Annotated in this window: 11 protein-coding genes; 1 reads left to right on the forward strand and 10 read right to left on the reverse strand. The window is 68.7% G+C overall.

Going from position 1 to position 11,950, the window contains the following annotated elements:
- The first annotated feature begins 96 nt into the window (after window positions 1-96).
- Window positions 97-2,838 (forward strand): aconitate hydratase AcnA, encoded by a 2,742-nt coding sequence (gene acnA, locus BLP95_RS03295; protein WP_089677015.1) that lies wholly within the window; start codon window positions 97-99, stop codon window positions 2,836-2,838.
- A gap of 75 nt (window positions 2,839-2,913) precedes the next feature.
- On the opposite strand, the gene BLP95_RS03300 is transcribed toward acnA, so the two are convergent.
- The 10 genes from BLP95_RS03300 to rpmB all read right to left on the reverse strand — a co-directional run bounded on the left by BLP95_RS03300 (window position 2,914) and on the right by rpmB (window position 11,949).
- Window positions 2,914-4,593, reverse strand: a complete 1,680-nt coding sequence (locus tag BLP95_RS03300; RefSeq protein WP_089677016.1) for an NAD-dependent malic enzyme — start codon at window positions 4,591-4,593, stop codon at window positions 2,914-2,916.
- A 137-nt stretch (window positions 4,594-4,730) separates the two neighbouring features.
- Window positions 4,731-5,060: a hypothetical protein gene (locus tag BLP95_RS03305; RefSeq protein WP_089677017.1), complete on the reverse strand. Its 330-nt coding sequence runs from the start codon at window positions 5,058-5,060 to the stop codon at window positions 4,731-4,733.
- Between the two features lie 180 nt (window positions 5,061-5,240).
- Window positions 5,241-6,449, reverse strand: coding sequence for a YeeE/YedE family protein (locus tag BLP95_RS03310; RefSeq protein WP_089677018.1), 1,209 nt, complete (start codon window positions 6,447-6,449; stop codon window positions 5,241-5,243).
- 191 nt (window positions 6,450-6,640) lie between these two features.
- Window positions 6,641-7,666 carry a tryptophan--tRNA ligase gene (trpS, locus tag BLP95_RS03315; RefSeq protein ID WP_089677019.1) on the reverse strand — a complete coding sequence of 342 codons (1,026 nt, stop codon included), beginning with the start codon at window positions 7,664-7,666 and terminating at the stop codon, window positions 6,641-6,643.
- Window positions 7,667-7,746: 80 nt separating this feature from the next.
- Window positions 7,747-8,862 carry an alanine dehydrogenase gene (gene ald / locus BLP95_RS03320; RefSeq protein WP_089677020.1) on the reverse strand — a complete coding sequence of 372 codons (1,116 nt, stop codon included), beginning with the start codon at window positions 8,860-8,862 and terminating at the stop codon, window positions 7,747-7,749.
- Between the two features lie 181 nt (window positions 8,863-9,043).
- The gene (locus BLP95_RS03325; RefSeq protein WP_089677021.1) at window positions 9,044-9,373 is read right to left on the reverse strand and encodes a putative signal transducing protein; all 330 of its coding nucleotides are present in this window, start codon (window positions 9,371-9,373) and stop codon (window positions 9,044-9,046) included.
- Between the two features lie 14 nt (window positions 9,374-9,387).
- A complete protein-coding gene (locus tag BLP95_RS03330; protein WP_089677022.1) occupies window positions 9,388-10,581 on the reverse strand; it encodes a class I SAM-dependent rRNA methyltransferase in 1,194 nt (397 codons plus the stop codon).
- 19 nt (window positions 10,582-10,600) lie between these two features.
- A complete protein-coding gene (gene mutM, locus BLP95_RS03335; protein WP_089677023.1) occupies window positions 10,601-11,428 on the reverse strand; it encodes a bifunctional DNA-formamidopyrimidine glycosylase/DNA-(apurinic or apyrimidinic site) lyase in 828 nt (275 codons plus the stop codon).
- Between the two features lie 102 nt (window positions 11,429-11,530).
- Window positions 11,531-11,686: a 50S ribosomal protein L33 gene (rpmG, locus tag BLP95_RS03340; protein ID WP_021819788.1), complete on the reverse strand. Its 156-nt coding sequence runs from the start codon at window positions 11,684-11,686 to the stop codon at window positions 11,531-11,533.
- A 26-nt stretch (window positions 11,687-11,712) separates the two neighbouring features.
- The gene (gene rpmB / locus BLP95_RS03345) at window positions 11,713-11,949 is read right to left on the reverse strand and encodes a 50S ribosomal protein L28 (protein WP_023007520.1); all 237 of its coding nucleotides are present in this window, start codon (window positions 11,947-11,949) and stop codon (window positions 11,713-11,715) included.
- Between the last annotated feature and the right edge of the window lies 1 nt (window position 11,950).

An 11,950-nucleotide genomic window follows, 5' to 3' on the forward strand; every position in this document is an offset into this window, starting at 1 on the left:
GGGGCCAGGCAGCCATTGAAAAGGCTGCCTATCATGACCATGTACACTCACACGACCAGGAAGGTTCGTTCACACTCCGCGACGAGGAGGACTTCGATGAGTACCGACTCCACCCCCGATACCCTGCAGACCCTCGAGGCCGGTGGCCACACCTATCACTACCACAGCCTGGGCAAGGCCGCCGAGGCGCTGGGCAACATCGAGCGGCTGCCCAAGACCCTGAAGATCCTGCTGGAGAACCAGCTGCGCTTCGCCGATGACGAGAGCGTCGCCCGCGAGGACATGCAAGCGCTGGTCGACTGGCAGCGCGAGGGGCGTTCCGACCGCGAGATCGGCTACCGCCCGGCGCGGGTGCTGATGCAGGACTTCACCGGGGTGCCCGGGGTGGTCGACCTGGCCTCCATGCGCGCCGCCGTGCAGCGCCTGGGCGAGGACCCGGCCCGCATCAACCCCCTCTCGCCGGTGGACCTGGTCATCGACCACTCGGTGATGGTGGACAAGTTCGGCAACCCCACCGCCTTCAAGGACAACGTCGCCCTGGAGATGGAGCGCAACCGCGAGCGCTACGAGTTCCTGCGCTGGGGCCAGCAGGCGTTCGACAACTTCCGCGTGGTGCCGCCGGGCACCGGCATCTGCCACCAGGTCAACCTGGAGTACCTAGGCAAGACGGTGTGGACCAAGGAGGAGGACGGCAGGACCGTCGCCTACCCCGACACCCTGGTGGGCACCGATTCCCACACCACCATGATCAATGGCCTCGGCGTGCTAGGTTGGGGCGTGGGCGGCATCGAGGCCGAGGCCGCCATGCTCGGCCAGCCGGTCTCCATGCTGATCCCCGAGGTGGTGGGCTTCAAGCTCACCGGCAAGCTGCGTGAGGGCATCACCGCCACCGACCTGGTGCTCACCGTCACCGAGATGCTGCGCAAGCGCGGCGTGGTGGGCAAGTTCGTGGAGTTCTACGGCGACGGCCTCAAGGACCTGCCGCTGGCCGACCGTGCCACCATCGCCAACATGGCCCCCGAGTACGGCGCCACCTGCGGCTTCTTCCCGGTCGACGACGAGACCCTCAACTACCTGCGGCTGACCGGCCGCGACGACGCCCAGATCGCCCTGGTGGAGGCCTACAGCAAGGCCCAGGGGCTGTGGCGCGAGCCCGGCGACGAGCCGGTCTTCAGCGATACCCTGGCGCTGGACATGGGCGAGGTGGAAGCCAGCCTGGCCGGCCCCAAGCGCCCCCAGGACCGCGTCGCGCTGAAGGACATGCAGGCCGCCTTCGAGAAGGTGATGGAGGACGACGGCAAGCCGCTCTCCTCCACCGAGAAGGGCAAGCTGATGTCCGAGGGCGGCCAGACCGCGGTGGGCGTCGAGCGCAGCTATGAGCACGCCGACAGCCAGGACGTCGACCTCGACGGCGAGCGCTTCAAGCTCGACCCGGGCGACGTGGTGATCGCCGCCATCACCTCCTGCACCAACACCTCCAACCCCAGCGTGATGATGGCCGCCGGCCTGCTGGCCCGCAAGGCCCGCGAGAGGGGCCTCGCCACCCGGCCCTGGGTCAAGACCTCGCTGGCCCCCGGCTCCAAGGTGGTGACCGACTACCTGGCCGCCGGCGGCTTCAACGAGGACCTGGACGCGCTGGGCTTCAACCTGGTGGGCTACGGCTGCACCACCTGCATCGGCAACTCCGGCCCGCTGCCCGAGGCCATCGAGAAGGCCATCGACGAGGGCGACCTCACCGTGGCCTCGGTGCTCTCCGGCAACCGCAACTTCGAGGGCCGGGTGCACCCGCTGGTCAAGACCAACTGGCTGGCCTCGCCGCCCCTGGTGGTGGCCTACGCCCTGGCCGGCAACGTGCGCTGTGACCTGACCCAGGATCCCCTCGGTACCAGCAGCGACGGCGAACCGGTCTACCTCAAGGACATCTGGCCCAGCCAGGCGGAGATCGCCGAGGCGGTGGCCCAGGTCAACACCGCGATGTTCTCCAGGGAGTACGCCGAGGTGTTCGACGGCGACGAGGTGTGGAAGGCCATCAAGGTGCCCGAGAGCCAGGTCTACGAGTGGCCCGAGTCCACCTACATCCAGCACCCGCCCTTCTTCGAGGGCATGGGCCGCGAGCCCGACGCCATCGAGGACGTCAAGGAGGCCCGCATCCTGGCCATGCTGGGCGACTCGGTGACCACCGACCATATCTCGCCGGCCGGTGCCATCAAGCCCGACAGCCCCGCCGGGCGCTACCTGCAGGAGCACGGCGTCAAGCCGGTGGACTTCAACTCCTACGGTTCGCGGCGCGGCAACCACGAGATCATGATGCGCGGCACCTTCGCCAACGTGCGCATCAAGAACGAGATGCTCGACGGCGTGGTCGGCGGCGAGACCCGCCACGTGCCCTCGGGCGAGCAGATGGCGATCTACGACGCCGCCATGCGCTACCAGCAGGAGGGCACGCCACTGGTGGTGGTGGCCGGCAAGGAGTACGGCACCGGCTCCTCCCGCGACTGGGCCGCCAAGGGCACCCGGCTGCTCGGCGTGCGCGCGGTGCTGGCCGAGTCCTACGAGCGCATCCACCGCTCCAACCTGATCGGCATGGGCGTGGTGCCGCTGCAGTTCCCGGAGGGCGACAGCCGCCAGACCCTGGGCCTGACGGGTGACGAGACGATCTCCATCGAGGGGCTCGCCGAGCTCACCCCGGGCGGCAAGGTCACCGTGACCGTCAAGAGCGACAAGGGCGAGAAGCAGATCGAGGCGCTGTGCCGCATCGACACCGCCAACGAACTGGCCTACTACCGCCACGGCGGCATCCTGCACTACGTGCTGCGCAAGATGATCGGCGCCGCCTAAGCCCTGCGCTCGGTGCCGCAGCAAAAGGCCCTGCCGGGAAACCGGCAGGGCCTTCTTGTCGGCGCTTGGTAGGAGTCAGAACGAGCGGCGACGATAGCGCCGGTACTCCGGCGTCCAGCTGTTGCGCTCGATGGCCTGGCGCAGCTTGATGCCGTTGGTCTTCAGCGCCACGCCCTCGCCCTGGGCCTGGCCGGCGACGTCGAAGGCGATCGCCTTGGAGAGCTCGCGGATCCAGGAGAGCGGCGGCAGCAACGCCCCTTCCCCCTCCTTGACGATGGGCGCCTCGCGGGCCAGCGCCCGGGAGGCCGCCATCAGCATGTCGTCGGTCACCCGGCTGGCCCCCGAGGCCACCACCCCGAGGCCGATGCCCGGGAAGATGTAGGCGTTGTTGCACTGGGCGATGGGGATCGTGCGTCCCTCGTGCTCCACCGGCGGGAAGGGGCTGCCGGTGGCCACCAGGGCGGCCCCATCGGTCCAGCGGATCACATCCGCGGGCAGCGCCTCGGCCTGGGAGGTGGGGTTGGAGAGCGGCATGATCACCGGCATCTCGCAGCCGGCGTGCATGGTGCGCACCACCTCCTCGGTGAAGATCCCCGGTCGCCCGCACACTCCGATCAGCACCGTGGGCTTGACCCGGCGGATCGTCTCGACCAGCTCCTGGCCGTCCCAGCCGTCGGTCGACGCGGCCTCGTGGGCCAGGCGGCGCTGGAAGTCGCGCAGCCAGTCCTGATCATCGGTGACCAGGCCCTCGCGGTCGACCATGTAGATGCGCGCGCGAGCCTCCTGCTCGGAGAGCCCCTCGGCCTGCATGGCCACCACCACCATCTCGGCGATACCGCAGCCGGCGGAGCCCGCCCCCACGAACACCACCCGCTGCTGGGCGATGCCCTCGTGGCGAGCCTGGCAGGCCGCCATCAGGGTGCCTACCACCACCGAGGCGGTACCCTGGACGTCGTCGTTGAAGCAGCACAACTCGTTGCGGTAACGCGACAGCAGCGGCACCGCGTTGGCCTGGGCGAAGTCCTCGAACTGCAGCAGCACGCCGGGCCAGCGGCGCTTCACCGCGGCGATGAACTCCGCGAGGAAGGCGTCGTACTCCTCCTGGGAGATGCGCGGATGCCGCCAGCCCATGTACATGGGGTCGTCCAGCAGCGCCTGGTTGTTGGTGCCCACGTCCAGCATGATCGGCTGGGTGTAGGCGGGACTGATGCCGCCACAGGCGGTGTAGAGCGCAAGCTTGCCGATGGGAATCCCCATGCCGCCGATGCCCTGGTCGCCAAGCCCCAGGATGCGCTCGCCGTCGGTGACCACGATCACCTTCACCTTGTCCTTGGTGGAGGAGCGCAGGATGTCATCCATGCGGTCGCGGTCGCCGTAGTTGATGAACAGCCCGCGGTGGTTGCGATAGATGTTGGAGAACTCCTGGCACGCCTTGCCCACGGTGGGGGTGTAGATGATCGGCAGCATCTCCTCGAGGTGCTCCGAGACCAGCCGGTAGTAGAGGGTCTCGTTGTCGTCCTGGATGGCACGCAGGTAGATGTGCTTGTCCAGATCGGTCTGGCACTGCTGATACTGGCGATAGGCCCGCTCCACCTGCTCCTCGATGGACTCCACGTTCTGGGGCAACAGGCCGATCAGATTGAACTCGATGCGCTCCTCACGGGTGAAGGCGCTGCCCTTGTTGAGCAGCGGCATCTCCAGCAGCGGGGGTCCGGCGTAGGGGATGTACAAAGGGCGCTTGGTGTCGGTGGTCATCTCAGCTCTCGATCGGTTTGACGGGAACGGGCCGTGGGCGCTCTACCGGCGCCTTTTCGGAACACTCTACCATGCCCGAAATCACCACGCCCCGGCAGGGCCGGGGCGCAAGATGCGGCGAAGGTAGCGCGGATGCGCTAGTCGAGATCCTCGAGCGTCACCACCAGGTCCCGTCGCGAGACGTCGACGCCCCAGAAGGTATAGGTGTCGTCGTCTTCATCGATCAGCCGAATGTCGAAGATGGGGCTCTTGTATCCCTGGAGATTGACGCGCTGCGTCGTTCCACTCGGCATCACATCGCTCCCCAGCACATCCTCTTCCCAGGAGGAGGCGTGCTCCGGACTGACATAGAGGTAGTAGATGGTGTAACCCGTCTCATTGGTGATATCGACGTAGTAGTCCTGGGCATGCGCCATCACGGCAAACAGCAGCAGGCACAGCGTCAGCGCCAAACGTTGAAACAGCATGGTCGGTTCCTTGCGCAATGACAGCATCGTGGCCTTGCGGCCCTGTTCTTCTGCTTGAGGCGTGTCGCCGTGCCGCTGCCGACAGCCTTGAGACTACATATTAGCAGATACCATCGTAAATTCGTGCGCCTGGCGTGCCGCGTCACGCGGGTGCGAAAGCACGGTTCCGGGAGCGCCCCGTCAGCAGCCCTTGGCGACGGGCTTGCGCGCCGCCTCGCCGGTGAAGAACAGCGGCCGCAGGCGCACGCCGACCAAGTTGCCGGCGAACGCTGCCACCAGCCACACCCAGCCATGCAGGCTGCCGGAGGCGATGCCGCTGAAGTAGGCGCCGATGTTGCAGCCGAAGGCCAGGCGCGCGCCGTAGCCGAGCAGCAGGCCGCCGATCACCGCCGCCGCGATGGACCGGGCCGGGATGCGGAAGCTGGGGGCGAACTTGCCGGCCAGGGAGGCGGCGATCAGGGCGCCGACCAGGATGCCGATGTTCATCACGCTGGTGATGTCACGCCAGATCGTCGCCTCCAGCGCCGCGGCATTCCAGGAGGCCTGCCAGTAGCCCCACTGGCTGACATCGCCGCCGATCGCCTCGAAGCCCTTGGCGCCCCACAGGGCGAAGGCCGAGGTGATCCCCCAGGGGCGGCCAGCCAGGGCCAGGGTGGCGAAGTTGAGCAGCGCCAGGGCCACGGCGCCGAACAGCAGCGGCCAGGGGCCGGTGAGCCAACGGCGGTTGCCGGTATCGATCGCCGGGGCGCGCTCCAGGCCGCCGTGGCGACGCCTCTCCATGACCACGGTGAAGGCGGCGATGGCGGCGAAGAGTCCCAGGCTGACCACCAGGCCGCCGCCGACGCCGAACTCCCGCACCAGGGAGACCGGCTGGAAGGCGGGCAGGCTCTGCCACCAGGTGAAGTGGGCGGTACCGATCAGCGAACCGACGATGAAGAACAGCAGGGTGATCAGCATGCGGGCGTTGCCGCCGCCGGCGGTGAACAGGGTGCCGGAGGCACAGCCGCCGCCCAGCTGCATGCCGATGCCGAAGAGGAAGGCGCCGACGATCACCGAGACGCCGATGGGCGACACGAAGCCATAGACCGACTGGCCGAACAGGCTGCCGGCGCCCAGCGCCGGGAAGAACAGCAGCACGGCGATGGCCAGCATCACCATCTGGGCGCGCAGGCCGCGGCCGCGGCGCTCGGTGATGAACACCCGCCAGGCGGCGGTGAAGCCGAAGGCGGCATGGTAGAGCACCATGCCGAGCAGGCCACCGACCACCATCAGGGCGCCGAGACGCGCGCCGAAGGCGGTGCCCACGGCCAGGGCACCCAGCAGCAGGGCGCCGGCGGCGATGGCCGGCACGGAGACCCGCGCGGGGCGGGAAAGGGCGAGTTCACTCATGGAGGGCTCCCACGAAGTCGTCGGGGGTCAGGGGTAACCCGGCATGGTATCGCCCTCGCCTCAAGATGGAAAAGAATTTAAATAAAACCTTTAATTCCACAAAGGAATATCAATGTCGTCCTCGGCCCTGACCGACGACGGGCGCCACCGGGGCGCCCGTCGAGGAGGGAGAGTCGGCAAGGGAGAACAGCCTAGACGAAGCGGCCCAGGCCGGCGGCGTGGCGCAGGCGCTCCATCAGCGGCGCCGCCTCGGCGCGGGCGCGCTCGGCGCCCTTGAGCAGCACCTGCTCGATATGGCCGGGGTCCTCCAGCAGCGCCTGGTAGCGCTCGCGGGGCTCGCGCAGGTGCTCGTTGAGGTACTCGAAGACGCGGTTCTTGGCCTCGCCCCAGCCGATGCCAGCCGCGTACTCGTCGCGCATGGCCGCGGTCTCCTCGGCGCTGGCGAAGGCGGAGTAGATCTGGAACAGGGTGCAGGTATCGGGGTCCTTGGGCTCGCCGGGCTCCAGGGAGTTGGTCTTGATCTTGCGCACCAGCTTGAGCAGCTTCTTCTCGGAGACGAACAGCGGGATGGTGTTGTTGTAGCTCTTGGACATCTTGCGCCCGTCGAGGCCGTTGAGCACCTCCACCTTCTCGTCCACCGCCGCCTCGGGCAGGGTGAAGAACTGCCCCTTGTAGAGGTGGTTGAAGCGCCCGGCCATGTCGCGGGCCATCTCGATGTGCTGGATCTGGTCACGCCCCACCGGCACCTTGTTGGCGTTGAACATCAGGATGTCGGCGGCCATCAGCACCGGGTAGCCGAACAGGCCCATGGTGATGCCCTTGTCCGGGTCCTGGTTGCCGGCGGCCTCGTTCTCCGCCACCGCCGCCTTGTAGGCATGGGCGCGATTCATCAGCCCTTTGGCGCAGACGCAGGAGAGCATCCAGGTCAGCTCGGGGATCTCGGGGATGTCCGACTGGCGATAGAAGATGGCGTTGTCGGTATCCAGGCCCAGGGCCAGCCAGGTGGCGGCGATCTCCAGGCGCGACTCCTGCACCCGGCGCGGGTCCTGGCACTTGATCAGCGCATGCAGGTCGGCGAGGAAGTAGTAGGACTGGACGTTGGGGTCCTGGCTCGCCTCGATGGCGGGCTTGATGGCGCCGACATAGTTGCCGAGGTGGGGGGTACCGGTGGTGGTGATGCCGGTGAGAACGCGGGTCTTCTCGGAAGCTGCACTCATGGGGTAAGCGGACTCTGCGATGCGGAAATGGCCGCTATGGTAACGCGGGGCCCCGATCAAGGCGACCGGGGCCCGCTCGCTTACCCCAGCAGGTCGGCCGGGTCGACGGCATCAAGGCCGAAGGCGTCCGCCACCGCCTGGTAGGTCACCCGACCGTCATGGACATTGAGACCCGGCAGGAAATGCGGGTCATCGGCCAGCGCCTTCTGCCAGCCCTTGTCGGCCAGTGCGAGCACGAACGGCAGGGTGGCGTTGGTGAGCGCCTGGGTGGAGGTGCGCGCCACCGCCCCGGGCATGTTCGCCACGCAGTAGTGGACCACGCCATCCACCACGTAGGTAGGCTCGGCGTGGGTGGTGGGCCTGCTGGTCTCGAAGCAGCCGCCCTGGTCGATGGCCACGTCCACCAGCACGCTGCCGGGCTTCATCTCGGCGAGCATCTCGCGGGTGATCAGCTTGGGGGCGGCGGCACCGGGGATCAGCACGGCCCCGACGATCAGGTCGCTCTCGCGCACCGCCTCGTCGATGGCATCCGCGGTGGAGAAGACCGTCTTCATGCGCCCCTGGTAGCGGTCGTCGAGGGTCTCGAGCCTCGGGATCGACTTGTCCAGCACCGTCACCTCGGCGCCGAGGCCCAGCGCCATGCGCGCGGCGTTCTCGCCCACCACGCCGCCGCCGATCACCGCGACCTTAGCCGGGGCCACGCCAGGCACCCCGGGCAGCAGCACGCCGGCACCGCCCTGGGCCTTCTCCAGGCTGTGGGCGCCGGCCTGGATCGCCATGCGCCCGGCCACGGTGCTCATCGGCGCCAGCAGCGGCAAACCGCCCTGGCGGTCGGTGATGGTCTCGTAGGCGATGCAGGTGGCGCCGCTCGCCATCAGGCCGCGAGTCAGCGGCTCCTCGGCGGCGAGGTGCAGGTAGGTGAAGAGCGTCTGGCCCTCCTTCAGGCGGGCGACCTCCTCGGGCTGGGGTTCCTTGACCTTGAGGATCAGCTCGGCGCCGTCCCAGAGGCGCGCCACGTCCGCCTCGATGCGGGCGCCGGCGGCCTCATAGGCGGCATCGGCGAAGCCGGCGCCCTCGCCCGCCCCGGCCTGCACCGTGACCGTGTGGCCGCGCCCGGCCAGCTCCCGGGCGCCGGTGGGGGTCAGGGCGACGCGGTACTCGTGGTTCTTGACCTCCTTGGGCACGGCGATCTGCATGGGGCCTCCTGGTGTCGTGATGGGGGATCGTTCGGCCACCATTACAGCACAGGCAGAGCATCCACGAAGGGTCCACGCTGCATTTCAACAAGAATCCACGCAATCCAGCGTCGCCACCGAAAATCCTGTGACGGGAGGGGAACGAGACAGAAAGGCTTTCGGCACCGACCGCCCGGATCGCTCAGGCGCCGCCGTCGGGGCGCCCGGTGCCGCAGCGCCAGCAGGTATCGAAGACGCCCTCCAGCGTCTCGCCACAGCCCGGGCAGCGCCAGGCCGGCGCCTCGCTCTCCCCGGAAAGGGCCTGCCGGATCAGCGCCTCGGCGCGCTCGCGGTTGTGGGGGCGCACCCAGACCTCGGGCTCGCACTCGGTGAGGGGCAGCTCGCCGGCGCCGCCGCCCAGGGTCATGTTGCGCAGCTCGACGGGGATCCCCGCCGCCGCCAGCAGGTTGCGCACATGGCCGACCAGCAGCGCATTGGCGTGGGCGAAGACGCGGACCGAGTCGGGGGACATGCGACGCTCCCGGCTCAGTCGCGGAAGACGCGCACGCCCAGCGCCTTGAGGTAGCTGGTCTCGGGGATGGCCGGGTGTACCGGATGGTCCGCCCCCTGGTGGCCCTGGAAGAGCACCTGGCCGTGGCGGTCCTGGTGGCGCACCGCGCCGCGCACCACCTCCATCAGCCGCTCCGGCGCCAGATGCATGGAGCAGGAGGCCGAGAGCAGCAGGCCGTCGCGACCCAGCAGGCGCATCGCCTCGCGGTTGAGCCTGGCGTAGGCGCGCTCGCCGGCGGGGATGTCCTTGCGCTTCTTGATGAAGGCGGGCGGGTCGAGGATCACCACGTCGAACTGCTCGCCCTCCGCCTTGAGCGCCGCCAGCGCCTCGAAGGCATCGCCCTCGCCCACCGCGACCTGCTCGTGCAGGCCGTTCAGGGCGGCGTTCTCGGCCACCCGCTCCAGGGCCGCCGCCGAGGCGTCCACGCAGAGCACCTCGCTGGCGCCATGGGCCGCCGCCTGCACACCCCAGCCACCGACGTAGCTGAACAGGTCCAGCACCCGCTTGCCGGCCACCAGCTGGTTGAGCCAGGCGCGGTTGGCGCGGTGATCATAGAACCAGCCGGTCTTCTGGCCGTCGAGCACCGGCGCGGCGAAGCGCACGCCGTTCTCCTCCAGCAGCACCGGGTCGGCCACCTCGCCCTTGACCACCTCCACGCCTTGCTCGAGGCCCTCCTGGCGACGGCCGCTGGTGTCGTTACGCAGCACCACCGTGGTCGGCGCGAGCACCTTGTCCAGGGCGTCGAGCAGCTCGGGCAGCACCGCCTGCATGCCGGCGGTGCTGAGCTGCACCACCAAGGTGTCGCCGAAGCGGTCGATCACCAGGCCCGGCAGCAGGTCGCCCTCGCCGTGCACCAGCCGGTAGAAGGGCGCGGCGAAGAGGCGCTGGCGCAGCGCCAGCGCCTGGTTGAGGCGGTGCACCAGCAGCGAGCGGTCGAGCCCCTGCTTGGGGTCTCGGGAGACCAGCCGCGCGCAGATCAGCGAGTGCGGATTGACGTAGGCCACCCCCATCGCCTTGCCGTTGGCGGCCTCCACCACCACCTGGGCGCCGGGCTCAAGGCCCTTGAGCGGGGTGGCATCGGTATCGATCTCGTTGGAGTAGAGCCACAGGTGGCCGGCCTTGAGGCGGCGGTCGGCGTGCTTCTTGAGGCGCAGGGAGGACAGGGTCATGGGAGCTCTCTCGAAAGGGTCAGGTCTGGCAATGGGGGCAGTAGACACTGGCGCGCTGGCCCAGGGTGACCAGGCGCAGCTCGGCGCCGCAGCGTCGGCAGGGCTGGCCATGGCGGCCGTAGACGTTGAGGCGCTGCTTGAAGTAGCCGGGTTCGCCGGTACCGCCGACGAAGTCGCGCAAGGTGGTGCCGCCCTGGGTGATCGCCGCGGCCAGCACCTCCTTCGCGGCGGCGGCGAGGCGCGCGTAGCGCTCGGCCGAAATGCGCCCGGCGGCACGGCGCGGGTCGATGCCGGCCAGGAACAGCGCCTCGCTGGCGTAGATATTGCCCACCCCCACCACCACGGCGTTGTCCATCAGGAAGGGCTTCACCGCGACGCGACGCCCGCGGGAGAGGCGATGGAGCCGCGCGCCGTCGAAGGCGTCGGAGAGCGGCTCCGGGCCCAGCCGGGCCAGCCGCGGGTCCTGCTCGACGCTGCCCGCCAGCCAGTCGACGAAGCCGAAGCGCCGCGGGTCGTGAAAGCGCAACAGGGCGCCGTCGTCGAGCACCAGGTCGAGGTGGTCGTGCTTCCTGGGCAGCTCACCGAGACGGGCGATGCGCAGGCTGCCGGACATCCCCAGGTGCCACAGCAGGGTGCCCGTCGCCTCGCCGCCGACCAGCGGCAGCAGCAGGTACTTGGCGCGCCGCGATAGCGCCCCGACGCGCGCCCCCACCAGGCGCTCGACCAGGTCGCCGGGCACCGGCACCCGCAGGCGCGGCTGGCGCACGATCACCTCGGTGATCACGCGCCCCTCGATATGGGGGGCGATGCCGCGGCGGGTGGTCTCGACTTCAGGCAGCTCGGGCATGACGGGTCTCGCGAAACAGGCCCCGGAAACGCCAGAACCCGGCTGGAGCATCAGCCGGGTTCAGGGCGACAGGCTTGAACACCTGTGGAAGACGACCAAGGATTACTTGATCTTGGCTTCCTTGTACATCACGTGCTTGCGGACCACCGGATCGAACTTCTTCATCTCGAGCTTGTCCGGGGTGTTCCGCTTGTTCTTGTCGGTGGTGTAGAAGTGGCCGGTACCGGCGCTGGACACCATTCTGATCTTGTCGCGCATGACTGCTGCTCCCTAGGTGGAATCGCTTAGACGGCTTCGCCGCGCTTGCGGATATCGCCGAGCACTGCCTCGATACCCTTCTTGTCGATGATGCGCATGCCCTTGGAGGAGACGCGCAGCTTGACGAAACGGTTCTCGGACTCGACCCAGAAGCGATGGGTGTGCAGGTTCGGCAGGAACCGGCGACGGGTCTTGCGCTGGGAGTGTGAAACGTTGTTACCAGTCACCGGGCGCTTGCCGGTAACCTGACATACTTTGGACATG

The organism is Halomonas shengliensis (genome assembly GCF_900104135.1).
GTDB classification, from domain to species: Bacteria; Pseudomonadota; Gammaproteobacteria; order Pseudomonadales; family Halomonadaceae; genus Halomonas; species Halomonas shengliensis.